Origin of the sequence: Microbacterium stercoris (assembly GCF_017592545.1) — a bacterium.
GTDB classification, from domain to species: Bacteria; Actinomycetota; Actinomycetes; order Actinomycetales; family Microbacteriaceae; genus Microbacterium; species Microbacterium stercoris.
In genome coordinates, this window is the sequence record NZ_JAGFOA010000001.1 from 229,309 (window position 1) to 255,184 (window position 25,876).

25 protein-coding genes are annotated in these 25,876 nt (G+C 71.1%); 10 read left to right on the plus strand and 15 right to left on the minus strand.

What is annotated here, in order from left to right:
* Positions 1 to 19: 19 nt before the first annotated feature.
* From J5V96_RS01055 to J5V96_RS01080, 6 genes are read right to left on the minus strand one after another with little or no spacing between them, the layout of a single operon-like run.
* The gene (locus J5V96_RS01055) at positions 20 to 1,105 is read right to left on the minus strand and encodes a mandelate racemase/muconate lactonizing enzyme family protein (RefSeq protein WP_307793084.1); all 1,086 of its coding nucleotides are present in this window, start codon (positions 1,103 to 1,105) and stop codon (positions 20 to 22) included.
* Positions 1,102 to 2,013 (minus strand): 5-dehydro-4-deoxyglucarate dehydratase, encoded by a 912-nt coding sequence (locus J5V96_RS01060; RefSeq protein ID WP_208499625.1) that lies wholly within the window; start codon positions 2,011 to 2,013, stop codon positions 1,102 to 1,104. Before J5V96_RS01060 ends, J5V96_RS01055 begins: the two co-directional genes overlap by 4 nt.
* Entirely contained in the window at positions 2,013 to 2,951 is a 939-nt protein-coding gene (locus J5V96_RS01065; protein WP_208499627.1) for an NAD-dependent epimerase/dehydratase family protein, read from the minus strand. The genes J5V96_RS01060 and J5V96_RS01065 overlap by 1 nt, the downstream gene beginning before the upstream one ends.
* Positions 2,948 to 4,297, minus strand: a complete 1,350-nt coding sequence (locus J5V96_RS01070; protein ID WP_208499628.1) for a Gfo/Idh/MocA family protein — start codon at positions 4,295 to 4,297, stop codon at positions 2,948 to 2,950. The genes J5V96_RS01065 and J5V96_RS01070 overlap by 4 nt, the downstream gene beginning before the upstream one ends.
* Positions 4,298 to 4,310: 13 nt before the next feature.
* The gene (locus J5V96_RS01075; protein WP_208499632.1) at positions 4,311 to 5,210 is read right to left on the minus strand and encodes a carbohydrate ABC transporter permease; all 900 of its coding nucleotides are present in this window, start codon (positions 5,208 to 5,210) and stop codon (positions 4,311 to 4,313) included.
* Complete coding sequence (locus J5V96_RS01080; protein ID WP_208499633.1) at positions 5,200 to 6,144, minus strand: carbohydrate ABC transporter permease; 945 nt, start codon at positions 6,142 to 6,144, stop codon at positions 5,200 to 5,202. Before J5V96_RS01080 ends, J5V96_RS01075 begins: the two co-directional genes overlap by 11 nt.
* Positions 6,145 to 6,314: 170 nt before the next feature.
* On the opposite strand from J5V96_RS01080, the gene J5V96_RS01085 reads away from it, so the two are divergent.
* From J5V96_RS01085 to J5V96_RS01100, 4 genes are all read left to right on the plus strand, one after another.
* Complete coding sequence (locus J5V96_RS01085) at positions 6,315 to 7,325, plus strand: LacI family DNA-binding transcriptional regulator (protein ID WP_208499636.1); 1,011 nt, start codon at positions 6,315 to 6,317, stop codon at positions 7,323 to 7,325.
* 225 nt (positions 7,326 to 7,550) lie between these two features.
* Positions 7,551 to 8,876, plus strand: coding sequence for an ABC transporter substrate-binding protein (locus J5V96_RS01090; RefSeq protein WP_208499639.1), 1,326 nt, complete (start codon positions 7,551 to 7,553; stop codon positions 8,874 to 8,876).
* A 121-nt stretch (positions 8,877 to 8,997) separates the two neighbouring features.
* Positions 8,998 to 10,659, plus strand: a complete 1,662-nt coding sequence (locus J5V96_RS01095) for an MGH1-like glycoside hydrolase domain-containing protein (RefSeq protein WP_208499643.1) — start codon at positions 8,998 to 9,000, stop codon at positions 10,657 to 10,659.
* 12 nt (positions 10,660 to 10,671) lie between these two features.
* Entirely contained in the window at positions 10,672 to 11,619 is a 948-nt protein-coding gene (locus tag J5V96_RS01100; RefSeq protein WP_208499645.1) for an aldo/keto reductase, read from the plus strand.
* 63 nt (positions 11,620 to 11,682) lie between these two features.
* On the opposite strand, the gene J5V96_RS01105 is transcribed toward J5V96_RS01100, so the two are convergent.
* Entirely contained in the window at positions 11,683 to 12,684 is a 1,002-nt protein-coding gene (locus J5V96_RS01105; RefSeq protein WP_208499648.1) for a LacI family DNA-binding transcriptional regulator, read from the minus strand.
* 136 nt (positions 12,685 to 12,820) lie between these two features.
* Between J5V96_RS01105 and J5V96_RS01110 the strand changes: the two genes are divergently transcribed.
* The 6 genes from J5V96_RS01110 to J5V96_RS01135 all read left to right on the plus strand — a co-directional run bounded on the left by J5V96_RS01110 (position 12,821) and on the right by J5V96_RS01135 (position 19,560).
* A complete protein-coding gene (locus J5V96_RS01110) occupies positions 12,821 to 13,795 on the plus strand; it encodes an acetylxylan esterase (protein WP_208499651.1) in 975 nt (324 codons plus the stop codon).
* Positions 13,796 to 13,939: 144 nt separating this feature from the next.
* Positions 13,940 to 14,290 (plus strand): L-rhamnose mutarotase, encoded by a 351-nt coding sequence (locus J5V96_RS01115; protein WP_208499654.1) that lies wholly within the window; start codon positions 13,940 to 13,942, stop codon positions 14,288 to 14,290.
* Entirely contained in the window at positions 14,290 to 15,456 is a 1,167-nt protein-coding gene (rhaI, locus tag J5V96_RS01120) for an L-rhamnose isomerase (RefSeq protein ID WP_208499657.1), read from the plus strand. Before J5V96_RS01115 ends, rhaI begins: the two co-directional genes overlap by 1 nt.
* A 46-nt stretch (positions 15,457 to 15,502) precedes the next feature.
* Entirely contained in the window at positions 15,503 to 17,539 is a 2,037-nt protein-coding gene (locus tag J5V96_RS01125; RefSeq protein ID WP_208499659.1) for a bifunctional aldolase/short-chain dehydrogenase, read from the plus strand.
* Positions 17,536 to 18,954 (plus strand): rhamnulokinase, encoded by a 1,419-nt coding sequence (locus J5V96_RS01130; RefSeq protein ID WP_208499662.1) that lies wholly within the window; start codon positions 17,536 to 17,538, stop codon positions 18,952 to 18,954. The genes J5V96_RS01125 and J5V96_RS01130 overlap by 4 nt, the downstream gene beginning before the upstream one ends.
* Positions 18,955 to 18,996: 42 nt before the next feature.
* Positions 18,997 to 19,560 carry a hypothetical protein gene (locus J5V96_RS01135; protein ID WP_208499665.1) on the plus strand — a complete coding sequence of 188 codons (564 nt, stop codon included), beginning with the start codon at positions 18,997 to 18,999 and terminating at the stop codon, positions 19,558 to 19,560.
* Here the strand turns inward: J5V96_RS01135 and J5V96_RS01140 are convergent.
* The 8 genes from J5V96_RS01140 to J5V96_RS01175 all read right to left on the minus strand — a co-directional run bounded on the left by J5V96_RS01140 (position 19,553) and on the right by J5V96_RS01175 (position 25,870).
* The gene (locus J5V96_RS01140) at positions 19,553 to 20,428 is read right to left on the minus strand and encodes a glycoside hydrolase family 43 protein (protein WP_208499668.1); all 876 of its coding nucleotides are present in this window, start codon (positions 20,426 to 20,428) and stop codon (positions 19,553 to 19,555) included. The two genes, J5V96_RS01135 and J5V96_RS01140, sit on opposite strands and share 8 nt — an antisense overlap.
* A gap of 14 nt (positions 20,429 to 20,442) precedes the next feature.
* Positions 20,443 to 21,507 carry a M24 family metallopeptidase gene (locus J5V96_RS01145; RefSeq protein WP_236014353.1) on the minus strand — a complete coding sequence of 355 codons (1,065 nt, stop codon included), beginning with the start codon at positions 21,505 to 21,507 and terminating at the stop codon, positions 20,443 to 20,445.
* Positions 21,508 to 21,608: 101 nt separating this feature from the next.
* Positions 21,609 to 22,586 carry an NYN domain-containing protein gene (locus J5V96_RS01150; RefSeq protein ID WP_208499673.1) on the minus strand — a complete coding sequence of 326 codons (978 nt, stop codon included), beginning with the start codon at positions 22,584 to 22,586 and terminating at the stop codon, positions 21,609 to 21,611.
* 2 nt (positions 22,587 to 22,588) lie between these two features.
* The gene (locus tag J5V96_RS01155) at positions 22,589 to 23,584 is read right to left on the minus strand and encodes a Gfo/Idh/MocA family protein (protein ID WP_208499676.1); all 996 of its coding nucleotides are present in this window, start codon (positions 23,582 to 23,584) and stop codon (positions 22,589 to 22,591) included.
* Positions 23,585 to 23,636: 52 nt separating this feature from the next.
* A complete protein-coding gene (locus J5V96_RS01160) occupies positions 23,637 to 24,440 on the minus strand; it encodes a ComEA family DNA-binding protein (RefSeq protein WP_208499678.1) in 804 nt (267 codons plus the stop codon).
* Between the two features lies 1 nt (position 24,441).
* Positions 24,442 to 24,927: a hypothetical protein gene (locus tag J5V96_RS01165; RefSeq protein WP_208499681.1), complete on the minus strand. Its 486-nt coding sequence runs from the start codon at positions 24,925 to 24,927 to the stop codon at positions 24,442 to 24,444.
* The gene (locus J5V96_RS01170; RefSeq protein ID WP_208499684.1) at positions 24,924 to 25,652 is read right to left on the minus strand and encodes a 4Fe-4S single cluster domain-containing protein; all 729 of its coding nucleotides are present in this window, start codon (positions 25,650 to 25,652) and stop codon (positions 24,924 to 24,926) included. The genes J5V96_RS01165 and J5V96_RS01170 overlap by 4 nt, the downstream gene beginning before the upstream one ends.
* Positions 25,649 to 25,870: a DUF2997 domain-containing protein gene (locus J5V96_RS01175; protein ID WP_208499687.1), complete on the minus strand. Its 222-nt coding sequence runs from the start codon at positions 25,868 to 25,870 to the stop codon at positions 25,649 to 25,651. Before J5V96_RS01175 ends, J5V96_RS01170 begins: the two co-directional genes overlap by 4 nt.
* Between the last annotated feature and the right edge of the window lie 6 nt (positions 25,871 to 25,876).

A 25,876-nucleotide genomic window follows, 5' to 3' on the forward strand; every position in this document is an offset into this window, starting at 1 on the left:
AGGGGTCCTTTCGGGAGAGTCAGGCGAACTGCATGCCGAGGCCGAGGGAGGGGCCGCCGCTGACGACGCCGTCGGCGACGGAGACGCCCGTGGCTGCGACCAGCGCACCCAGCGCGCCGAAGCCGGCGTCCTCGACGTCTTCGATCCATACCGTCTCGGGAAGCGTATACGCCAGCTGGGCCGACAGCTCCGGAAGCAGATGGGGAGCGAGCTCGACACCGCGCTCGCGGGCCAGATCGGCGATCTCCCGGAACGGCGTGATGCCTCCCACGCGCACGATGTTCGGCTGCACGACCTGCAGCGCCCCCGCGTCGAGGAAGTCGCGGAAGCGGTGCACCGTGTGCAGGTTCTCGCCCGCCGCGATCGGCACACCGAGCGGCTCGAGGCGAGAGGCGAGCTCGCGGTATCCGGCGAGGTCGTCGGCGCGCAGGGGCTCCTCGATCCAGCCGATGTCGTATGCGGCGAGGGCCTCGATCGCCGTCGTCGCGGTGGCGAGGTCCCAGCGCTGGTTGGCGTCCACGAGCAGGCGGCGCTCCGGTCCCAGCACCGCACGCACGGCGGCGACGCGCTCGAGGTCGCGGGCGAGGTCGGCAGATCCGACCTTCATCTTGATCGCACCGAATCCCGCCGCGACCCAGCGCTCGGCCTGCGCGACGAGCTCGTCGAGCGTGTAGTGCAGGTTGACGCCGCTGCCGTACGCGGGCAGCCGCGTGTGGCGACGGCCGATGAGATCGGTCACGGAGCAGCCGCTGCGGCGGGCGCGCAGGTCCCACAGCGCGAGGTCGAGGCCGGCCAGCGCGATCGTCGTGATCCCGCCGCCGCCTGCCTCATGCACATGGCGCCACAGATCGATCCAGATGGACGGATCCGCGGGGCGGCCGATGGCTGCAGGGATCACGTCCTCGTCGAGCAGGGCCTTCACCGCCGCCCCGCCGATCGACGGCGTCCACGAGAACCCGTGCCCCTCGCCGCCCTCGGCATCGCGCACCGTGACCGCGACGACCCGGATGTCGGTGACATCCGGTCCCCACGGACGCGTGAGCGGGATCCGGATCAGCCGGGTCGCGACCGATTCGATCGCCGGGGCGTCGAGGGGGGCGGTCACTTGATCAGCTCGCGGCCCGCGGCGAGCAGCGCCTCGAGACGACCGACCTGCTCGGAGGTGGGGTCCATCAGCGGCGCGCGCACGGATCCGACGGGCAGACCGCCGAGGCGCACTCCCGCCTTGACGAGCGACACGGCGAAGCCCGGCGTCTCGTCGCGCAGGTCGACCAGCGGTGCGTAGAAGCCCTCGAGCAGGCGCGCCTGCGTCTGCGCGTCGCCCGCGCGGTGCGCCGCGAAGAACGCCACGGCGATGTCGGGCGCCATGGCGAACACGGCGGACGAGTAGAGCGGCACGCCGATCGCCGTGTAGGCCGCCTGGGTCATCTCGGCCGTCAGCAGCCCGTTGAAGAACAGGATGTCGCGACCGGAGCGAGCGGCGGCGTGCACAAAGCGCTGCGCGACGGCGAGGTCGCCCGCGCCGTCCTTGATGCCCACAACGCTCGGGATCTCGAGCACCTTCTCGATGGACGCCGGCGTGAACTGCGCGTTGCCGCGGTGGTACACGATGAGCGGCAGCTCGGTCGCCGCGGCGATGGCCTCGACATAGGCGATGAGCCCGGCCTGCGGACCCTGCACGAGGTAGGGCGGCATCACGAGCAGCCCCTCGGCGCCGAGGCGCTCGGCGGCGCGCGCCGAGGCGATCGCGTGACCGAGCGGGCCGCCGACGCCGGTGAGCACCGGCACGCGGCCGGCGGTGCCCCGGATGGAGGCCTCCACGACCGTCGAGTACTCGTCGATCCCGAGCGCGTGGTACTCGCCCGTGCCGCACGCCGCGAAGACGGCGCCCGGCTCGAACTCGATGCGCTCGGCGACGTGCTGCTCGACGAGCTCGGCGTCGACGCGCCCCGCCGCATCGAATGCCGTGACGGGGAAGAAGAGGACGCGATCGGGGATGGTGAGAGCGGACATCAGGCCTCCTGGTCGGCGGGGACAGCGGTGGACGGGACGAGGGTCCGCAGCTCGGTGCGCCAGGACCGCTGCGCCCGCCAGCCGAGCAGGCGCTCGGCGAGGGCGCTCGAGAACACGGGAGCGTCACCCTCGAGCGACGGTGCCGCGGCGGCCGCCTCGGGCACGTGCTCGGCGAGCAGCCCGGCGGTGGGTGCGTCGGCCAGCGCGTCGGCCGCGCCGACGAAGAACACCGTGCCGTTGGGCACGTCGCTGTCGGCGGGGGCGGCACGTTCGAGCCAGGCCGCCACGAACTCGCCGGCGTCGCGGGCATCGAGGTAGTTGAACAGGGCCACGGCCGAGAGGGAGGGATCGGCGATGCGCTCGGCGAGCGTGTGCCCCTGCTGGGTCGGTGCGCCCTCCCACTCCTCGGGGGCGATCACGAAGCACGGGCGGAACGCTCCGAGCCGCAGGCGATCGCCGTGCTTGCGCACGGCCATCTTCACGATCTCCTCGACCGCGACCTTCGACGCCGAGTAGCCGTTCCAGGGAGCGACAGGGTGATCCTCGTCGAGCGGCAGATAGGCGGGGGCCCAGCCCGACGGAGAGCCGTAGCCGATCACGGTCGGGCTCGACGCCACCAGGAGCGCGCCCGCGCCGGATCCGAGCGAGGCCTCGAGCACGTTCCAGACCAGACGCGTGTTGATGTCGAAGATCTCCGGATCCGGCAGCGCGCCCGGCACCGCGACGGCCGCCAGGTGCACCACCGCGTCGGGGCGGATCTCGGAGAACGCCGCCGCGGCCGCCGCGGCGTCGAGCAGGTCGATCGACAGCTGGCGCGCGGGGGATCCGACGATCTCGCCGCGGTCGATCGAGACGACCTCGTGGCCCGCGGCGGCGAGGGTCTCGACGACCGAGCGGCCGAGGCGGCCGGCGCCGCCGGTGACGACGACGCGGCTCACGACGAGACTCCCGCGAGCGCCGAGCCGGCCGATCCGAGCTCGAGATCGGCGATCCGCACGGCCTGACCCGTCTCGAGCGAACGGTTGCCCGCGAGGCCGACGACCATCGAGCGCACACCGTCCGACCAGTCGGCGGTGCGTCCGAGCGGATCGGGCTGCGCGCCGATGAAGACGTCGCGCAGCAGCACGGCGTCGCCGCCGCCGTGACCACCGACGCCCTCGGGGATCGGCACCTCGACGGCGGGCCGGAAGTGCTTCTGCACCACCAGGCGCTCGCCGACCGGACGCTCGGAGTCATCCGCGACGAGGTCGGGGCGCGCGCTCGGGTCGACGACGGTGCGTCCCTGCTCGTCCACCAGCACCGAGCCGCGCTCGATGACCGTGAGCTCGGCGCGGCCGAGTGTGCCGTTGACCGCGACCGTGTAGCCCTCCCACGGGGAGTGCGCGTTCAGCGAGTACGACATGGTCGCCCCCCGCGCGTAGTCGACGACCAGCGCGAGGTTGTCCTCGATCGTGATGCCCGGATCGAACACGTCGCGATCGCGCAGGTAGCCGTCGTGCTGCTCCTGGTCGAGGTAGAGGCCCTTCCAGGTGGGGTCGCTGCGCAGATCGAGGCTGAAGCTGTCGCGCAGCGGCGAGTCGGTCGTGCCCCGCTCGGGGCGCGGGCCGATGCCGCGGCGGGCCGCGTTCTCCGCGCCGTAGAAGCGCAGGCCGCCCGACGCGTACACGCGCGTGGGCACATCCGCGATCCACCAGCCGACGAGGTCGAAGTGGTGGCTCGCCTTGTGGATGAGCAGGCCGCCCGACTTGTCCTTGTACCGGTGCCACCGGCGGAAGTAGTCGGCGCCGTGCGCCGTGTCGAGCACCCACTCGAAGTGCACGCTCGTGACCTCTCCGATCTCGCCGGACGCGATCACGCGCTTGAGCTCGCTGTTGCGGGGCGAGTAACGGTAGTTGAACGTGATGGTCACGTCGCCGCCCGTGCGCTCGGCGGCGTCCGCGATGCGGCGCACGCCCTCCTCGTTCACCGTGAGCGGCTTCTCCACCACGACGTCGGCGCCGGCCTCGAGCGAGGTGACGATGTAGTCGGCGTGCGTGAAGTCGGGCGAGGTGATGATCACGCGGTCGATCGCGTGCTCCGCGATCGCCTGGCCCAGCTGATCCGGTTCGAACCGCACCGGCGAGCCCAGTCCCGCGTGCTGCGCGAGCGACCAGTCCTGGCGACCGGTGTTGGTGTCGGTCCAGGCGACGAGCTGGGCGACGTCCGAGTGGGTCTCGGCGATCGCGGTGAGGTACATCTGCGCACGGGATCCGGATCCCACGAGCGCGTAGCGGAGTCGAGTCATGACGGGGAGCCGATCACTTGATGCCGGACGTCGCGGATCCCTTGATGAGGAAGCGCTGGCCGAACAGGAAGACGAGGAACAGGGGGACGAGCGAGACGACGCTCATCGCGAACATGGAACCGTAGTCCGAGGAGGACTGCGCGTCGAGGAAGCCCTTCAGAGCCAGCGACGCGGGGAACAGCTCGGGGAGGCGCAGGTAGATCAGCGGGCCGAAGAAGTCGCCCCACGTCCAGATGAACGTGAAGATCGACGTGGTCGCGAGCGACGGGACGATCAGGGGCAGCGTGATCTGGAAGTAGCTGCGCACCTGACCCGCGCCGTCGATGCGGGCCGCCTCGAACAGCTCCTTCGGCAGGCCGCGGATGAACTGCACCATCAGGAAGATGAAGAAGGCCTCGGTGGCGAGGAACTTCGGCGCGATCAGCGGCAGGAAGGTGTTCAGCCAGTCCAGCTCCTTGTAGATCAGGAACTGGGGGACCAGCAGCACCTGGAAGGGCAGCATGATCGAGCCGAGCATCAGCGCGAACGTGAGGTTCTTGAACCGGAACTTCAGCCGGGCGAACGCGTACGCGGCCATCGAGCACGAGACCAGGTTGCCCAGGATCGCACCGAACGCGATGAGCGCCGAGTTGAGCAGGAAGGTGCCGAACGGGTGCTGCAGGTCGTTCCAGCCGTTGACGTAGTTCTCGGTCGTGAGGTTGGTGGTGAAGATGCTGAGGTCGCGGAAGATGTCGGCGTTCGGCTTGAACGAGGACACCACCAGCCAGATCAACGGGTAGAGCATCACGATCGCGGCGGCCGACAGCAGGATGTGCTTGCCGATCGAGCGCAGCGTGCTCAGTCCGGCGCCGGCACGGCGGCGGGGGAGCGGGCGCTTCCCAGCGCGCAGCAGGGTCTCGGTCTCAGTCGTCATAGTGCACCCAGAACTTGGAAAGCCAGAAGTTGAACGCGGTGAAGGCGCCGATCACGACGACGAGGAACCAGGCCATCGCCGAGGCGTAGCCCATGTCGAGCTCGGTGAACGCCTCCTTGTAGAGGAGGAGCGTGAAGAACATGGTCGAGTCGCCCGGACCGCCGGTGCCGCCGGAGACGACGTAGGCCTGCGTGAACGACTGGAACGCGAAGATGATCTGCAGCACGAGGTTGAAGAAGATCACGGGGGTGAGCAGCGGGAACGTGATCGAGAAGAACTGGCGCACCTTGCCGGCGCCGTCGATCGACGCGGCCTCGTAGTACATGTCGGGGATCTGGCGCAGACCGGCCAGGAAGATGACCATCGGGGATCCGAACGTCCACACGTGCAGGATGATGATCGTCCCGAGCGCGTAGTCGGGGTGTCCGATCCAGCCGGGCAGGTCGTGGAGGCCGAACATGCCCAGGAAGGCGTTGACCAGGCCCTCCTTGCCGAACACCTGGCGCCACAGGATCGCCACGGCGACGGATCCGCCCAGCAGCGAGGGCAGATAGAAGACCGAGCGATAGAAGGGGAGGCCCTTCATCCCCTTGTCGAGCAGCACGGCCAGCGCGAGGGCCAGCGCGAGCTGCAGGGGCACCGACACGACGACGTACGTGATGGTGACGCGGAAGGAGTTCCAGAAGCGCGGATCGGCGAACATCTTCTGGAAGTTCTCGAGGCCCGACCAGACCGGCGGCTGAAGCAGGTTGTAGTCCGTGAACGCCAGGTAGAGGGACGCCACGATCGGGCCGATCGTCAGACCGAGAATGCCCAGGATCCACGGCAGCAGGAAGACCAGCGCTGCCTTGTTGTCCGGGTACTTCTCCTTCAGACGCGGCCCGCCCTTCTTGCGCGACAGCGCAATGGTGCGGAGCTCGCTGATGCTGCTCACGTGACCTCCTCGTCAGTGGAAAGGCCAGCCCAACGTCGGGTCGAGGGCCTTTGGCGTGAAAGCGGTTTCACGGGTGACATGATTATGATCACGTCGTGGGGCGTTCGTCAAATGCTTCCGCGACCGCCGGATCCGTCGGGTCCGGCGCACTGACTCGAGGATGAGGAAGCATGGCGGCTAAGCGCAGCGGCGCGACGATCGCGGACGTGGCCCGCGCTGCGGGTGTGTCACCCGCGACGGTGTCGCGTGTGATGAACGACCGGTTCGCCGGCGAGCCCGAGATCGAGCAGCGCGTGCGCGCGGCCGCGGCCGACCTGCGCTACGCGCCCAGTCCGCTGGCCCGGAGCCTCGCCCTCGGCCAGACGCACGCGATCGCCTTCGTGGTGCCCGACCTCGGCAACCCCGCGTTCCAATCGGTGCTGGCCGGGCTCAGCAAGACGGCCGCGCATGACGGCTACCGCGTGCTCGTGGCCGACTCGGGCGAGTCGCCGGCCGACGAGCCCCTGCTCGCCGCAGAGATCCGCCGCCGCTGCGACGCGATCGTGCTCTGTGCCCCGCGTATGGCCGAGGAGGATCTCGTCGCGCTCACCGCCCAGCTGCAGCCGCTTGTGCTCATCAACCGCAACCTCCCCGTCGGCGCGACGCCGTCCCCGTCGCTGTCGATCGACTACCGGCGAGGGATCTTCGCCCTGGCCTCCCACCTGCATGGCCTCGGCCACCGGCGCTTCGCGTACGTGTACGGCCCCGAGCGGAGCGCCTCGAACGCCTTCCGCGAGCGGGGCCTCGACGACTTCGCTCGCGAGCACCCGGATGTGCAGATCGACCGGATCGCCGCCGGTGCGGCGTCCGAGGACGGCCGGGCGGCGGCTCCGCTCGTCGCGCGGTCGGGGGCCACGGCCGCGCTCGCCTTCAACGACCTGGTCGCCATCGGCCTCATCGGCGGACTGCGGGAGCAGGGCCTGCGCGTGCCGGACGACATCTCGGTCACGGGCTTCGACGACATCCCGCTCGCGCAGTATCTGGATCCCGCGCTGACGACCGCCTCGGTGCCGCACGGTGAGCTGGGCGTTGTCGCCTGGAACCGCATGCACGCGCTCATCAGGGGCGAGGACCCGGGGCACGACGTCGTCTTCCAGCCGCGCCTCGAGCTGCGCGCCTCCGCCGCGGCGCCCCGCGCCTGACGCGCCCCGAAGCGGCGGTCGGCCACCGTCGGAAAACGTTTCGCAACGGCCTGATCACGGCTTCCGATGAACGCATGATCCGCGTTGACACGATTCAGTCTGGATGCTACTTTCCCGTGAAAGCGGTTTCACCGGAAAATCGGAAAACTGCCCGGACGGTAACCCTGCGCCGTCCTGCACCGAGATCACGCGGCCCAGGGGGCCGCCTTCCCGAAACGAGGCGCAATGATGCGTATCACCCGGTCGCGCGCGACCCTGACTGCCGCGGGCGGGCTCGCCGCGGCGACCGCCCTGGTGCTGACCGGCTGCGCCGGCTCGAACCCGGCCGGCGGAAAAGCCGAGCCCGCGGGCGATGAGCCCGTCACCCTCGAGATGTCCTGGTGGGGTGACGACCAGCGTGCTGCGCTGTTCGGCGAGGTCATCGACCTCTTCGAAGAGGAGCACCCGAACATCACGGTGAAGCAGACGCCCGTCGGCGCCCCCGACGACCTGTTCAACCGACTCGCGACCGACTTCGGCGCCGGCGGCGACACCGCTCCCGACGTGTTCGCCCTCGGCGGGGCCAAGCCGCAGGAGTACGGCGAGCTCGGCGCGCTGCTCGACCTCTCCACGGTCTCCGACCAGCTCGACACGTCGGGGTACCCCGACTTCTCGCTCACCAACGCGACCGTGGACGACACGCTCTACGGTTTGCCGACCGGCGGCAACGCGACCGCCGCCTTCGTCAACACCGACATCCTCGAGCAGGCGGGCATCGAGAAGCCGGCCGAGGGCTGGAACTGGGACGACCTCGTCGAGATCGCCAACACGGTCGGATCCGCCGGCCTGACGAACGCGCAGGGGCAGCCCGTCTACGGCATCGATCTGCGCATCCACGACATCCTCGGCACCTACACCGGTCAGCTCACCGAGACCGGCATGTACGATTGGGATGGCCAGCTGGGCGTCGACGCCGACGACATCGCCTCGTGGTTCGAGATCGAGAAGGAGCTGCAGGACGGCAAGGGCCTGCCGGACGCCTCGGTCGTCACCGCCAACTGGGCCCTCCCGCCGGACCAGCAGCCGTTCACGCTGGGCCAGGCCGCCATCACCTTCGGCTACTCGAACCTGATGGCCGCCTACTCGGCCGCGGGCGAGGTCGAGATGATGCTCCCGCCGACCGACACCGACCTCTCGGGCGTCGCGCTGCTGCCGTCGGCCTTCTGGTCGATCAACGCCGCGTCGAAGCACCCCGCCGAGGCCGCGATGCTCATCGACTGGTTCCTGCACGAGCCGGCCGCGCTCGAGCTGATCAAGGACACCCGCGGTGTGCCGTTCAGCCCGGACGCGCTCGCCGCCGTGACCCCGGCTCTCGAGGGCCCCAACAAGATCGCGGCCGAGTACGTCGACGTGGTGCTCGACGGCGGCGTCGTCGCACCGCCCCAGCCCGCCGGCGGCTCGATGATGAACGAGCTCTCTCAGCGCATGGAGTCCGAGGTGCTCTTCGGCACCAAGACGCCCAAGGAGGCCGCGGAGCAGTGGATCTCCGAGCTGGACGCCGCTCTGCAGTAAGCCCTCGGTGAGTGCGCCCGAGCGCGCTCTCCCGCGTCCTCCGGACGCATCGGACGGGCGGCCCCTTTCTTTCGGGGCCGCCCGTCCTCACTTCCGCCGACGTCCTCCCGAGGAGAACCGCATGACCACCCCCGCCTCCGAGGCGCTCGCCCGCCTTCGCGCCGCCGCGCCGACCGACCGGATCGCCGGATCGCCGCTGGCGGACGGCATCGCCCGCGAGGGCGTGCGCTTCGCCGCGGTGGGCGGCCCGCTCGAGGATCGCTGGCACGACGCGCTGGCCGACCTGGCCCAGTGCATCTGGACCCTGGACGAGGGGCATCCGGGTGGGGGCGCGCCGGTGCTGAACGAGGGAGGCGTCTACCGCGGATCCTGGATCGAGTCGACGGGAACCATCAACACCGAGATCCTCGCTCGGTTCGCCCCGCAGGTCGCCCGCGACACCCTCCTGCTGTTCGCTCGGCACCAGCGCGAAGACGGAATGATCCCGTACAAGGTGACCGCCGACGGGCCGGCGTTCTCGCAGATCCAGATCGTCACGCCCCTGGCGCGTGTGGTCTGGAATCACTACCTGCTCACCGGGCACGAGGGCGGCCGCGACCGCGAGTTCCTGACCACCATGCAGTCGGCGATCGAGCGCATGGACTCGTGGCTTGCCGAGTACCGCGACACCCTCGGCACCGGCGGGGTCGAGGCCTTCTGCACCTTCGACACGGGCCATGACCTCTCGCCGCGGTTCTGGTTCGCCCCGGACCGCGCGTTCGGGAACGACGCGCGATTCGTCGATCCGGATCACCCGCTGCTGCCCTACGTGGCACCGGATCTGACGGCGAACGTCGCCGCGCAGCGCGCTTATCTCGGGCGGATCGCCGAGGAGCTCGGGGGAGACGCCGCCGTGTGGCAGTCCGCCGCCGAGCGCACGCTCGACGCCCTGTACACCCAGTGCTTCGACGAGGCCGACGGCTTCTTCTACGATCGCGACCGCAACGGCGACCTGCACCGCCTGCAGGGCGACGTGCTCGCGCGGGTGCTCGCGAACGAGGTGGGCGACGAGCAGTTCTTCGCGGCGTCGCTGCGGCGTTACCTGATGAACACGCGCAAGTTCCTGGCGCACTACGGCTTCACGACCATCGCCATGGACGATCCGCGCTTCGACCACGACGCCTCGCGCAACTCGTGGGGCGGGCCGGTGAACTTCCTCGCGCAGCTGCGGGCACCGCACGCGTTCGAGCGGCACGGCCATGTCGCCGAGCTCGCGCTCGCCTCTCAGCCCGTCATCGCCGCGCTGGCCGTCGCCGATCGCTTCCCGCAGTGCCTGGACCCCTGGTCGGGCGAGGCGGGATTCACGGAGGTCTACTCGCCGTCGATCCTGTGGTTCCTCGATGCGATCGAGCGGTACGCGGGCATCCTGCCCCGGCCCGACGGCGAGGTCTGGTTCACCGGCCTGGCCCCCACGCGCCTCGACCACGGCGCCGCCGCGCGCGCCGTGGCGTATGGGCGCCGTGTGGGCGGAGCCGACTTCGAGCTGGTCGCCGACGACGCGCGGGTGGAGGTGCGCCGCGACGGCGAGGTGCTCTTCGGGTTCCCGCGCGGCTGGCGCGTCATCGCCGACCGCACGGGCGCGCTGCAGGCCGTGGTCGGGGTGGGTGCGCGTCCCGTGCGAGGAACGCTGTCGCTGCCCGGCGGGGACATCGAACTCGAGGTCGCGCCCAACGAGCGGGTGGTCATCGCGGACGGAGCGGTGACGTCGCGCGCGAGCGTGGAGTTCGTCGCGCCGGTGTTCTGACAGGCTGAGCCCATGAGCACAGCGCTTCCGATGAACCCGCTCGGCTCGACCGGGCTCCGCGTCACGTCCCTCACCCTCGGCGGCGGCCCGCTCGGCTCGATGCCGGCGCTGTTCGGCGAGGTGGCCGAGGGGCGCGCGATCGAGACCGTGGCCGCCGCCCTCGACGCCGGCATCCGGACGATCGACACCTCGAACGGCTACAGCGACGGCGAGAGTGAGCGCCGGATCGGGCGGGCGCTCGCCGAGTACGGATCGCTGCCGCCCGAGACGCTCGTCATCACCAAGGTGGATCCGCGGGACGGCGACTATTCGGGCGAGCGCGTGCGTCGATCCCTCGCGGAGTCGTCGGACAGGCTCGGCATCTCACCCCTGCCGGTTGTGCACCTGCACGACCCCGAGTTCCACGACTTCGAGATGATGACGGCCCCGGGCGGAGCGGTCGACCAGCTCGTGGCGGCTCGGGAACGCGGGGAGATCGGGCACATCGGTCTGGCGGGCGGCGATACCCGCATCACCTCGCGGTACTGGGAGCTCGGGGTCTTCGAGCTGCTGCTTGTGCACAACCGCTGGACGCTGGCGGATCGCTCCGCGCGGGAGCTGCTCGCGCGTGCCGAGGCGGATGGCGCGGGGCTCATCAACGCGGCCGTGCTGGGCGGCGGTGCGCTCACCGACCCCGCGCGGGTGCCGGGCTCCTACGCGTACGGGCCGGCGGCGGCCGAGACCCTTGAGGCGATCGATCGGATGCGCGATGTCTGCCGGCGCTACGGCACCATGCTCGACGTCGCGGCGATCCGGTTCTCCACGCGCGACCCGCGTATGGCCACCACCGTCGTCGGCATGGCCTCGCCCGAGCGTGTCGCGCCGAACGTGGCCGCGGCCACGGCGGAGCTGCCGGATGCCCTTTTCGAGGAGCTGGAGGCGCTGACCCCGCCGGAGGACCTCTGGCTCGACCGCCGTTGACGGGGTCCGGGTCAGAACGCGCCGCGTGGCGTTCCGCCCGCGCGGCGCTTCCTGACCGCTCGCTCAGCCCCCGGTCGAGGCCCGCACCACGAGCTCGGGATCGAAGAGCACGTCCCGCGGCTCGCGGGCCGGATCGGCGGCCTCGTCGGCGAGGATCGCGAGGGCCGTCGCGCCCATCGTCAGACTCGGCTGGCGGATCGATGAGAGGGGCACGGCCGCCGCGGCGGCGAAGTCGATGTCGTCGTAGCCGATGAGGGCCACGTCCTCCGGCACCGAGATGCCGGCGCGGGTGAGCGCCTGCAGCAGGCCGAGCGCGATCAGGTCGTTGGCCGCGAACACGGCCTCGGGGCGCTGCGCCGGATCGAGGGCCGCGATGCGCTCGCCGGCCGCGATGCCCTCGGCGACCGTGAGCGATTCGACGGGCAGGATGTCGAGGGTCGCGCCTTCGACCGACGCGACCTCGGCGCGCGCGCCCTCCGCGCGATCCGCCACCTGGCGCAGCTCGGCGGGCCCGCCCGCGTACGCGAGGCGTCGATGCCCCGCATCGAGCAGGTGCCGGGCGGCGAGCCGTCCACCCCGCACGTCGTCGACGGCCACCGACGAGAAGCCGGATCCGGGCGCGGTGCGGTCGACGAGGACGACGGGGATGCCGCGTTCGCGCAGTTCGCGCAGGCGCTCGAGCTCGTCGCCGATGGGGGAGATGAGCACGCCGTGCGCGCGCTGCTCCTCGAACAGCGACAGCAGTCGCAGCTCTCGATCGAGCTGCTCGTCGCTGTTGCCGATCAGCACCGACAGGCCGTGCTTGGCGGCCTCGTCGTCGGCGCCGCGCGCCAGATCGGAGAAGAACGGGTTGCGCGCGTCGAGCACCACCAGTCCCACGGTGGTCGAGCGGCCTGCCCGCAGCTGGCGAGCGGCGTCGTTGCGCACGTAGCCGAGTTCCGCGATGGCTGCGCGCACGCGGTCGAGCGTCGTCTCCGGCACCGAGTCGGGTCGGTTCAGCACGTTCGACACCGTGCCCACCGACACTCCGGCCGTCGCCGCCACGTCGCGGATGCTCACGCCCATCTCGAACCCTCTCGATCGGTTCTGACCGACGTTACCCGGATCTGAGTCTGAAACGTCTCAGCGCGCGTCGTCCCCACCCGGATCCACGTTATCTTCGTGTCGGAGCGGTGAGGACGCCGCCATGAAGGAGACACGGATGGCCCTGTTCGACCTGCCCCTGGAAGCTCTGCGCGAGTATCGCTCTTCGGTGCGCGAGCCCCACGACTTCGACGCCTTCTGGGAGGCGACGATCGCCGAGACGCGCGAGGCCGCCTGGGCGGCGCGTGTGGAGCCGGTCGACACGGGGCTGACGCTGGTGAACGTGTCGGATGTGACGTTCTCCGGCTTCGCGGGGGACGAGATCCGGGCGTGGTGGACGGTTCCGGCCGATCGCGAGCCCACGGCGGTGATCGTGGAGTTCATCGGCTACAGCGGTGGCCGCGGCCTCGCGCACGAGGTGTCGAACTGGCCCCTCGCCGGTTACGCCCACCTCACCGTCGACACCCGCGGTCAGGGATGGGGCCACTGGCGGTCGGGACACACCGCCGACCCGCACGGATCCGGATCGGCTGTCCCCGGCGTGATGACCCGTGGCATCGAGGATCCGTCGACGTACTACTACCGACGCGTGTACGCGGATGCGCTCCGCGCCCTCGAGACCGCGCGCGAGCTCGCGCCCGGACTGCCGCTGCTCATCACGGGCGTCAGCCAGGGTGGTGGCCTGACGATCGCGGCCGCGGGACTTGCGGCGATGAACGGGATCGACGTGGTCGGTGCGCTGCCCGACGTGCCCTTCCTATGCGACTTCCCCCGCGCCACCACGATCACCGACAACAACCCGTACCGCGAGATCGCGACCTACCTCGCGGGGCACCGAGGGCGCGTCGAGCAGACCTACGCCACGCTCGCCTACTTCGACGGCGTCAACTTCGCCCGCCGTGCCTCCGCCCCCACGCTCTTCTCGACCGCGCTGATGGACCCGACCTGCCCGCCGTCCACGGTCTTCGGCGCCTTCAACGCCTGGGGTTCGGACGAGAAGGACATCGAGGTCTATCCGTTCAACGACCACGAGGGCGGCGGCTCGTACCAGCGGGCCGTGCAGCTGGGATGGGTGGCGCAGCGCCTGGCGTAGTCCGGGGCGTCTCGACGCGGCCGTAACTCGTCGGTCGACAAGCGCGGGGGATGATCGCCCCGCGATCGACGTGGTGGCGGCCCGGCGTACGCCTGTGGTACAAATGAAACGATTCAATTGACCCATGACGGAGGGGGCTCGACGATGAGCCAGCGCATCTGCTTCACGCTGCGCGTGAAGCCGGAGCTTATGGACGAGTACATCGCCCGCCACAGCCCCGTCTGGCCCGACATGCTCGAGGAGATCGCCGCGTCCGGGCGTCGCGACTACTCGATCTTCCACCTCGGCGACGGACTGCTCGTGGGCACGTACACCACCGACGACGATGCCGCCGCGCAGGCGTATCTCGCCGGGTCGGCGGTCGCCGCCCGCTGGGAGGAATCCATGGCGACCTTCTTCCTCGACCTCGACGGCCGCCCCGACCAGGCGGCGCAGACCCACCCCGAGGTGTTCCACCTCGAGACCCAGCTCGACAACTCACGAAAGGCTCGCTGATGAGCATCCTCACGTCCGAGATCCAGGCCGCCCTCGAGAAGCAGGCGATCGAGCTGCCGTCGTGGGCCTTCGGCAATTCCGGCACCCGCTTCAAGGTCTTCGGCACCCCGGGTACCCCGCGCGATCCGTTCGAGAAGATCGCCGACGCCGCCCGCGTGCACGAGCTCACGGGGCTCGCCCCGAGCGTCGCCCTGCACATCCCGTGGGACAAGGTCGACGACTACAGCGCCCTGCGGGACCACGCCGAGAGCCTCGGCGTGACGCTCGGCACGATCAACTCGAACACGTTCCAGGACGACGAGTACAAGTTCGGATCCCTCACCCACGAGGACGAGTCGATCCGCCGCCGGGCGATCGACCACCACCTCGAGTGCATCGACGTCATGGATGCGACCGGATCCCGTGACCTCAAGATCTGGCTCGCCGACGGCTCGAACTACCCCGGGCAGGCCGACCTGCGCGGACGCCAGGACCGCCTGAACGACTCGCTGCGGGAGATCTACGCGCGTCTCACGGGCGAGCAGCGCCTGGTGCTCGAGTACAAGTTCTTCGAGCCCGCGTTCTACCACACCGACGTCCCGGACTGGGGCACCTCCTACGCGCAGGTGGCCACGCTCGGCGAGCGCGCCATGGTCTGCCTCGACACCGGCCACCACGCGCCCGGCACCAACATCGAGTTCATCGTGATGCAGCTGCTGCGCCTCGGGAAGCTCGGATCCTTCGACTTCAACTCGCGCTTCTACGCCGACGACGACCTCATCGTGGGCGCCGCCGATCCGTTCCAGCTGTTCCGCATCCTCTTCGAGGTGATCCGCGGCGGCGGCCTGAACAACCCGGACGTGGCGTTCATGCTCGACCAGTGCCACAACGTCGAGAACAAGATCCTCGGCCAGATCCGCTCCGTGCTGAACGTGCAGGAGATGACCGCGCGTGCCCTGCTGGTGGATGCGGATGCCCTGCGCGCCGCGCAGGTGGCGGGCGACGTGCTCGCCGCCAACGCCGTGCTGATGGACGCGTTCTACACCGACGTGCGCCCCGCGCTCGCCGAGTGGCGAGAGGGCCGGGGCCTGCCCGCCGACCCGATGAAGGCCCAGCTCGAGTCGGGCCACCAGGCCCGCATCGAGGCCGAGCGCGTCGGCGGCACCCAGGCCGGCTGGGGCGCCTGAGCGCCGCACGAGAACCCGCAGACACACACCCCGAACGAGGACTGACATGACCAACCCCACCGTCGCCGACCTTCTGGCGCGTTCGAACCGTCTCGGATCCGATCCGGTCAACACCAACTACGCCGGCGGCAACACCTCCGCCAAGGGCACCGACATCGATCCGGTCACGGGCGAGCCGGTCGAGCTGCTGTGGGTGAAGGGCTCGGGCGGGGATCTCGGCACCCTGACCGAGGCGGGGCTCGCGGCCCTGCGTCTGGACCGCATGCGTGCGCTCGTGAACGTGTATCCCGGCATCGACCGCGAGGACGAGATGGTCGCGGCGTTCGATTACTGCCTGCACGGCAAGGGCGGGGCGGCTCCCTCGATCGACACGGCTATGCACGGCCTGGTCGATGCCGCGCACGTCGATCACCTGCACCCCGACAGCGGCATCGCCATCGCGACCGCGGCCGACGGCGAGGAGCTGACCGCGAAGATCTTCGGCGACAAGGTCGTGTGGGTGCCGTGGCGTCGCCCCGGCTTCCAGCTGGGCCTCGACATCGCCGAGATCAAGAAGGCGAACCCGCAGGCCATCGGCACGATCCTGGGCGGGCACGGCATCACGGCGTGGGGCGACACGTCCGACGAGTCCGAGGCGAACTCGCTGTGGATCATCCAGACCGCGGCCGACTACATCGCCGCGAACGGCAAGGCCTCGCCGTTCGGCGGTGTGCGGGCAGGCTTCGAGGCGCTGCCCGAGGCGGAGCGCCGGGCCAAGGCCGCCGCGCTGGCCGCGACGATCCGCGGCCTCGCCTCGCATGACAAGCCGATGGTCGGACACTTCACGGACAGCGATGTGGTGCTCGACTTCCTGGCGTCCGAGCGCGCGCCGGAGCTGGCGGCCCTGGGCACCAGCTGCCCGGATCACTTCCTGCGCACCAAGGTCAAGCCGATGATCCTGGATCTGCCGGCGACGGCCCCGGTGGAGGATCAGATCGCGCGCCTCAGGGAGCTGCACGCCGCGTACCGCGCCGACTACACGGCGTACTACGAGGCCCACGCGACGGCGGACTCGCCCGCGATGCGCGGCGCGGATCCGCTGATCGTCCTCGTGCCGGGCGTGGGGATGTTCTCGTACGGCGCGAACAAGCAGACCGCCCGCGTGGCCGGCGAGTTCTACGTCAACGCGATCAACGTGATGCGCGGCGCCGAGGCGCTGTCCACCTACACGCCGATCTCGGACGCCGAGAAGTTCCGGATCGAGTACTGGGCGCTGGAGGAGGCGAAGCTGCAGCGGATGCCGAAGCCCAAGACACACCAGGGTCGCATCGCCTTCGTCACGGGCGCCGCCAGCGGCATCGGCAAGGCCATCGCCACGCGCCTCGCGGCGGAGGGTGCCTGCGTGGTCGTCGCCGACCTCGACCTCGCCAAGGCGCAGGCGGCCGCGGCCGAGCTCGGATCGACCGACGTCGCGATCGGTGTGGCCGCGAACGTCGCCGACGCCGAGGGCGTGCAGGCCGCGATCGATGCGACGCTGCTGGCGTTCGGCGGCATCGACCTCGTGGTGAACAACGCGGGCCTGTCGCTCTCCAAGCCGCTGCTGGAGACGACGGAGAAGGATTGGGATCTGCAGCACGACGTGATGGCGAAGGGCTCGTTCCTCGTCTCCAAGGCCGCGGCCAAGGCGCTCATCGAGCAGGGGATGGGCGGGGATGTCATCTACATCTCGTCCAAGAACAGCGTCTTCGCGGGCCCGAACAACATCGCGTACTCGGCGACCAAGGCCGATCAGGCCCACCAGGTGCGTCTGCTCGCAGTCGAGCTCGGCGAGCACGGCGTGCGCGTCAACGGCATCAACCCCGACGGCGTCGTGCGCGGATCGGGCATCTTCGCCTCGGGCTGGGGCGCCAACCGCGCCGCCACCTACGGCGTGGCGGAGGAGGACCTCGGCCAGTTCTACGCGAACCGCACGATCCTCAAGCGCGAGGTCGTGCCCGAGAACGTCGCCGACGCCGTCTTCGTGCTGACGGGTCCCGAGCTCAGCCGCACGACCGGCCTGCACATCCCGGTCGACTCGGGCGTCGCCGCGGCGTTCCTGCGATGACCGGCGGCGCCGTCGCCGCGGTCGATCTCGGCGCGACCAGCGGCCGGGTGATCATCGGGCGCTTCGACGGATCCGGATCCATCTCGATGGAGACCGTCGGGCGCTTCGCGAACACCCCGGTGCGTCAGCCGGACGGCCTGCACTGGGATCTGCTCGGCCTGTATCGCGGGGCGCTCGACGGGCTGCGCGGCGCCTTCCGGGCCGAGCCCGGGCTGGCATCGATCGGCATCGACTCGTGGGCCGTGGACTACGCCCTGCTGCGGGGCGACCGCATGCTGGGCGTGCCGTTCCACTATCGCGATGAGCGCACGAGCGCGGGCGTCGAGGCCGTGCACGCGCGTGTGCCCTTCGAGCAGCTCTACCGCCGCAACGGCCTGCAGTTCCTGCCCTTCAACACGCTCTATCAGCTCGCCACCGAGGGCGACTGGCTCGCGCAGGCGGAGCAGCTGCTGCTGATCCCGGATCTGCTGGGCTGGATGCTGACGGGGGCACGGGTCGCGGAGCGCACCAACGCGTCGACGACGGGGCTGCTGGATGTCACCTCGCGAGCCTGGGATCTCGACCTCGCCTCGCGGCTGGAGATCCCCGCGGGTCTCCTCCCGTCGCTCGTGGATCCGGGCGCCACGCTCGGGGGGCTGCGTCCCGAGGTCGCGGGGGAGCTGGGCGGGCAGGCCCCGGTCGTCGCCGTCGGATCGCACGACACCGCCTCCGCGGTGGTCGCGGTGCCGATGCGGGCCGATCGCGCCGCGTACATCTCGTGCGGCACCTGGGGACTTGTCGGCGTCGAGACCGAGCACCCCGTGCTGACGGATGCCGCGCGCGAGGCGAACTTCACCAACGAGGGCGGCGTCGACGGGCGCGTGCGCTTCCTGCACAACGTCATGGGGCTGTGGCTGCTGAGCGAGTCGGTGCGCACGTGGGAGGCCGCGGGGCTTTCGGTCGACCTGCCGTCGCTGCTCGCCGCGGCGGGCAAGGTGACCGGGCCGATCGGGCTGTTCGACGCGAACGACCCCGTGTTCCTGGCGCCGGGTGACATGCCGGCGCGCATCGCGGCGTGGCTGCGCGCACACGATCAGCCCGTGCCGTCGTCGCCGGCGGAGTTCGCGCGATCGATCGTCGAGAGCCTCGCCGAGGCGTTCGCGGTGGCGGTGCGCAGCGCGTCGGAGCTGTCCGGCGTGCCGGTCGAGACCATCCATGTGGTGGGCGGAGGGGCGCTGAACACCCTGCTCTGCCAGCGTCTCGCCGACCGCTCGGGACTGCCCGTGGCGGCCGGTCCGGTGGAGGCCACGGCGATCGGGAACCTGCTCATCCAGGCCCGCACGGCGGGTCTCGTCTCGGGCGACCTCGAGTCGCTGCGTGCCGTCGTCGCGGCGGCATTCGACGTCGTGACCTACCTTCCCGCCCGCGCTCGCTGAGCCGCCTCGCCCCTCGCGCGCTCAGCGAGCGATGATGGACTCATGACCAACGCGCTGCGCTTCCTTCTCGGGCTCCTCATCGGCGCGTGCGTCACGGTCGCCGTGTTCGCCGCACGCGGGCTCCGCGTCACCCCGGTCTTCGACCTGCGCCGTGCGCCGGAGCCCGACGAGCCCGACGAGCCCGACCTGGTCGACGTCCCCGACGAGGTGCGCGCGCTCGCCGAGCGGCTGCTCGGTGCCACCGAGCAGTACGGCGCCCCCGAGCTGCGGGCGCAGCTGAGCGAGGCCCGCGCGACGCTGTTCGCGGGGCCGAGCATCGGCTTCGACGTGCCTGCGGGCACGGCCCTCGCGGTGCCGGGAGATGCGAACTTCCCGGTCGTCGGCGTCTACCGCGCGCTCGACGATCGCACCTTCGAGGTCTACCTCGGCGTGCTCGGCGGCCACCTCTCGACCCTGTCGGTGAGCGAGGCGCGCGACTGGACCGAGGCCCAGCAGGAGGAGTGGTTCGAAGGCGGCCGCGGCGTGCACGAGCTGCCGGGCTGGCCGGATCCGGCCTCGCTGGAGCTCTTCATCGAGACGCCGCAGGGCCTCCGGCCGCTCAGCTGAGCCGCAGACCCTCCGCGGTCTCCTCGAGCGGGAAGAAGCGGGCGCGCTCATCCGGGGTGCTGTTCGGCGTGTGCAGGGTGAGGAGAAGCCGCCCCTCGGCGTCGGCGAAGATCATGCCGTGGCCGCCGTCGGCGGGCCAGAGGGGCTCGGCCGACTGCGTCCAGGGGCCCGCGATCGTGCCCGACTGCGACGTGGCGACGCCCATCGCGTAGCCGGTGTCGCCGAAGCTCGACCACAGCATGAGCAGGCGGCCGTCTGCCGTGCGGTGCAGGAACGGCCCGTCCGTCACGAACACCTGCGGGAACTCCGGTCGCGGAATCGAGCGGGCCCAGGAGGCCTCCGATGCACGGAACAGCAGGATCGGATCGCCCGCGACCCCGCGCAGGTCCGGGGTCAGCCGGATGGCCTGCACCTCGCCGTCGCCCACGTCCTTCCACTCGTGGCAGAAGACCAGGTACGGCGTGCCGTCCTCGACGTGGAGGGTGCCGTCGAGGCACTCCCATTCGCGGGGGGTGAGCGGGCCGTCCGACCACGGTTCGTAGGGCCCCTCGGGGCCGCCCGACGAACGCAGGACCTGCGTGCCGCGGCGTTCCCCGTCGGCGGTGAACGTCGCGAACAGGTAGAAGGCCCCCTCGTGCCGGTGCACCTCGGGCGCCCAGTACTGGGTGTGCGACCAGAAGTCGGGTGAGGGGCGGAACGCCGCCGTCGGTCCGTGCCACTCGACGAGGTCGTCGCTCCAATAGGTGTCGAACCCGGTCGCGGGTCCCGACCAGATGTTCTCGTCGGTGCTGCCGAACAGGTGATAGCGGCGGGTGTCCGCGTCGAACAGCACAAACGGGTCGCGGATCTGGATGTGGTCGAGTCGCATGAGGGTGCTCCGGATCAGAACAGGTCGAGGGCCGCGGGGCGGGCAACGCCGCGGATGTCGAGGGTGGGCCAGGCGGGATCGGCGGACAGCACCACAACGGATCCGCCTGCGTCGATCACCACGGTGTCCTCGCTCTTTCCTCCGACGCCGCGGTCGAACGCCCAGGGGTTCCAGGCGAACGCCTGCCCGGCCTGCACGACGTCGCGCAGCCCCGGCGCGGCCTTGGGATCGCGGCCGTTGTAGCCGGTGGGTCCGCCCTGGTGGTGCTTGCGCCACGCGTCGTCACCGAAACCGTGGCGTGCGTAGGCCTGGCGGATGTCGCCGAGCACCTCGTCGAGGGTGCGGTCGGGCCTGGTCGCTGCCCACACGTCGGCCTCGACCTCGAACAGACGGCGCTCGGTCTCGACGACCTGTGCGGAGGGCCGTGAGAACTGCACCCATCGGGTGGCGCTCACGTGAAGGCCGTGCCGGCGTCCGGTGATCACGCCCATCGCGCGCGAGCCGAGCGGGGCGTCGGTGGGGAGCGGATGCTGCACGTGCGCGCGGGAGGCGCCCGCGACGAGGGTGACCGCGGGCTCGGCGCCGGCCTCGTAGATCGCACGGGAGAGGGCGCCGGCGAGCTCGCGCTCGGTCATGGTGGGGGTCGCGGCCGAGAGCACGCGGGTGAGGGCGGTCGCCATGTCGCGGCCGAGGGCGGCGTAGCGCGCTCGTTCGACGGGCAGAAGCGCGGCCCGCGCGGCCCGCAGCTCGGATGCGACCTCGGTATCGCGCAGCACGCCGGGCTCGGAGGCCTGGAGGTCGCCGAACCAGTCGATGACCTCGAACTCGGCGCCGCCGATCTCCTCCTCGGCGAGGCGCTGCGCCTCGTTCGCGAGGGCGCGGATCACGGCGGTGCCGTCGCGATGGACGGTCGCCGAGAACACCGGGGCGCCGCCCAGGGGCACGCCGGTTCGCGGACCGTCGAAGTACCAGGCGAGCGCTTCGGGAGTGCCGAGGTGGATGCGGTCGGCGCCGCGGGCGTCGAGGAGCTGGACCAGGCGAGCGTGCTTCAGCTGCCGATCGGCGGTGGGCTCGGGCAAGAGCGTGCTCCTCATCGTCGAGGCGGGCGTGACGCTCTCACCCTACCCGAGAAACCGCTTTCACGATGACGGCGCCGACTCGAGACGGGGCCTGCCGGGGTCTACTTCAGGCGCACGAGGCGCTCGTGCCCGTTCTCGCGCACCTCGGCGAAGTCACGCGAGGTGACGAAGTCGTTGAAGGATCGGAAGCCGAGCGTCTTCTCGCTGAAGGAGGGATCCATCCGGCGCATGTGCTGCTTGACCGCGGAGGTGTGCAGCCACTCGGCGTCATCGTCGTTGCCCTTGCCGAGGCGCAGCGCGCGCTCGAGCAGCCGCGAGGCGGCGGAATGCAGGTCTTCCGGCGGGATCTCATCGAAGGGGACGAGGGTGTCGTTCTCCTCGGTGACGGTGGGAGCGCTCGGCGCCTTTGCTCGCGACGACCTGCGGCTGCGGGCCGTGCCGGGGGCCGCCTCGGCGGCGGGTTCGGGCTCGGGCGTCTCCGGCGCCTCGGGCGACTTCGCCGCGGGTCGTGTCTTCTTGCTCGGCGCGGTGACGCCCGGGAGGGTGTCGTATGCCTCGAACTCGTCGCAGGCGGCGGCCAGCGACTTGGCGGTCGAGCCCGCCACGCCCATGCCGACGACGTAGCGGCCGAGGCGGCGGCAGCGCTGTGCGAGGGGCACATAGTCGGAATCGCCGGCGACGATCACCACGTGCGTCAGGTCGGGAAGGCGGAACATGTCCTCGACCGTGTCGACGGCGAGGCGGATGTCGGCCCCGTTCTTCGCGTAGGCCGCCGCAGGGAACAGCTGCACGAGATCAACCGCGCGCCCGACCAGCTGCTGACGATAGGTCGCGTTGACGGGGGAGGACCAGTCGGCGTAGGCGCGCGTGAGCACGAGTGTGCCGAACGAGGCGGCGTAGTCGATGATCGCCCCCACGTCGATGGTGGCCTCGGCCAGTCGCGCGGCGAACTCGGGATCATCGGCGAGCTTCTGCTTGTCGCGGCTGTACGAGTTGCGTCCGTGTACGCGGTCGTACCAGCTCATCACGATGTTGTCGAAGTCGAGGTAGACCGCGACGCGGCCAGACGATTCAGGCATGTTCAGACTCCCGCCCTGGTCTCGGAGGGGTACTCGACGCCGATCTGGCGGCGGATCTCGTCGAGCGTGCCCATGATGGCGACGGACTCGTCGATGGTGAGCTCGCGCCCGCCGAGCGAGCCCTCGGCCACAAAGCGCTCGGCCGCGAGTGCCTGGTACTGCATGCCGCGCCCCTCGATGTGCGACTCGTAGCGCTCGATCACCGAGCCGTCGGGGGCCGTCACGGTGAAGGAGGTGGGCGTGTACCAGACGCGATCGATGTCGATCCGCGCCTCGGTGCCGACGATGTGCGCGCTGTTCGGACCCGATCCGCGCGCCGAGGAGACCGTGGTCGAGAGGGCGCCCGAGCCGTGCACCATCAGCGTGGCGACCTCCGCGTCGGCACCGGTCTCGCCGAGGCGGGCGGCGGCGTGCACCGTGGTCGGCTCGCCCAGGATGTCCCATGCGAACGACACGGGGTAGATGCCGAGGTCGAGCAGCGCGCCGCCGCCGAGAGGCAGCGCGTTGAGGCGATGCGAGGGGTCGGAGGTGATCTTCTGCGTGTGGTCGGCGAAGACCGTGCGGATCTCGCCGAGCGTGCCCGCATCGAGGATCTCGTGGATGCGGGTCATGTGGGGCAGGTAGCGCGTCCACATCGCCTCCATCACGAGCAGGCCCTTCTCGGCGGCGAGGTCGCGCAGGCTCTCGGCCTCGGCGCGGTTCACCGTGAACGACTTCTCGACGAGGGCGTGCTTGCCGGCCTCGAGCGCGAGGCGGGCGTTCTCGGCGTGCATCGGGTGCGGCGTCGACACGTACACGATGTCGACCTCCGGGTCGGCGACGAGCTGCTCGTACGATCCATGCGCGCGCGGGATGTCGAACTCGGACGCGAAGGCGTCCGCGCTCTCCTGAGAGCGTGAGCCCACGGCGACGAGGTCGAGCCCCGCGGTGCGCAGATCGCGCGCGAAAGAGTGGGCGATGCCGCCCGTAGCGAGAATGCCCCAGCGCAGTCCGGTCATGATCCGAGCCTAGGCGGTGCCGCCGACATCGGTGGGCGCTGGCGGCCGCCGATCAGAGATCGACGCGACGCGCAAAGGTGCGCGGGGGACGCGGGCGGGGGGAGCAGAACGCGTGGGCCTGCAGACGCACGGCCTCGTGCGGCTGGAGCCCCGCGGTGCGCGCGAAGTCCTCGAGCGATGCGAAGCCCCCTCGGCGATCGCGCTCGGCGACCACGGTGCGTGCCCTCTCCCGATCCATACCGGGGAGCTTCGCGAGGTCGCGACGCGACGCCTTGTTCACATCGACCGTCGGGGCCGCCGGCGCGGCGGCCGACCGGTCCACGAGCGCGTCGCGGGTGCGCTCGCCCGCCGCGGCGAGTCCGCGTGCCTCCTCCGGCACGGGCGCGGGCGCGGGCCGGGCCGGCGCGCCGCGGCGCCTCCCGCCGCCCGACCGGGCGCCCCCGGCCGTGCTCGCGGTGCGCGCCCCGCCCGGGGCATCCGCCCGCTCCCGGCGCGCTCGATCGGCGCTCCGCCGCCTCTCCTGCGCGGTCTGGATCGCGCCGTTCCCCTCGGCCACGCGCCGCAGCACGCGGGGCAGCACCACCAGTCCGTGCACGATGCAGGCGACCCACGCGAGGGTGCGGATGATCGTGGCGAGGTCGTCGAGGGAGAGCTCGTCCTCCAGCGGGAGAGTGATGAAGCCGACCGTCGTGTACGCGATAGCGGGCCACCACAGTCGCGGATCGGCGGCGATGAGGGCGGCGATGCCGAATCCCATCCACGACCAGCCCGGTCCGCCCAGCACGGGGACGATCCACAGGGTCGCAAGCAGCAGCCCCATCCAGGAGGCGCGCTGCGGCAGGGCGGGGGTGGTCACGTCAGAGCCGGTCCTTCACGGTCAGGGTCATCGTGACGGTGTCGCCCTCGCGCTGCTCCGACGCGAGCTCGAAGCCGGCCGCGTCCGCGCGCTCGCGGATGCGCTGCGCGACCGCCTGCTGCACCCGCAGCGCGTACGCGGCGTCGAGCTCGGCGAGCAGCTCGGTGCCGCGCTCGGTCAGCTCGCCATCCGAGTGCTCGCCCGTGACATGCGCCTGCCAGATGCCGTCGTCATCCTGCGCCATCTCGATGCGGATGTCGCCGAAGGCCGCCGCGACCTCCTCGCCCACGGTGATGTCCGTCGCGCCGATGTCGGCCAGCGCATGCTCGAGCAGACCGCGGTCCTTGAGTCGCGTGCGCAGTCCGACCGCGCGCTCGCCGCGGGTGGTGCGGGAGGCGAGGGCGTCGCCGGCGTGGGCCGCGGTGCCGGCGGTCAGCAGGCCCGCCGCAGCGAGGGCGAGGGGGATCAGCGAGATCGTGACGCTCACAGTGTGGGCTCCGTTCGGTTCGCGAGGTGGGCGGGGGCGTCATCGCGGGCGCCCAGATCGTGCAGCAGCGACTCGAGCGACGCGTCGTCCGCCCAGCCGTTGACCTCGACGCGCCCGTCGGGCCCCACCCGGATCTCGAGCCGGTCGCGCGCTCCCGCGCCCTTCTCGATGCGCAGGATGTCATCCCGGTGAGCGGGTGTGAGTGCGGTGAGCCCCTGGTTGCGGGAGCCGATCCACGGACGATCCGGATCCGGATGGTCGCGCAGGTATGGTCCGTCGGCGAGCAGATCGGTCGCCGCGAGCAGGCGTGCGATGTCGGGACGCGCCGGCTCCCAGGCACGCAGCTGGGCGTGGGTGTAGCCCGTGAAGGTCATGACCGTGAGCCCCTCCGCCCGGAAGGCCTCCGCGATCGTCGCCGCCGCCCCGGCCTGGTCGAACGGCTCGCCGCCGAGAAGCGTGAGGCCTGTCGAGCCGGCCTCCCGCGCCTCGCGCACGAAGCGCGTCGCGAGGTGCTCTGCGGCCTCGAGCCGCGCGCCGCGGTGGGCCCACAGCTGCGGATTGAAGCATCCTGGGCAGCGCACGTCGCAGCCCTGCAGCCAGAGCGCCGCGCGGAGCCCCGGCCCTTCGGCCTCGGTCGCCGGCACGAACCGCGACCAGCGCGCATACGCGCCGTCGCGCGGCACGGGAGCCGCATCGCGCAGCGTGGGGGCGGCGACAGAGGTCATGAGCCCTCCGCGTGGGAGTGGTCGTGGTCGACATCGGCCCACTGCTCCTCGGCGGAGACCGCGTCGTAGTCGGCGGTGTATGCCGACGACGAGGTCTCGGCGTCGAGCAGGTCCTCGAGAGTTGCGAAGTAGTCGAGGCACTCGGCTCCGTGCATGCCCACCGTCTCCGCGTCGATCGTGCCGTCCTTGCGCACCCGCACGATGATCTGCTTGGTCATCTCCGC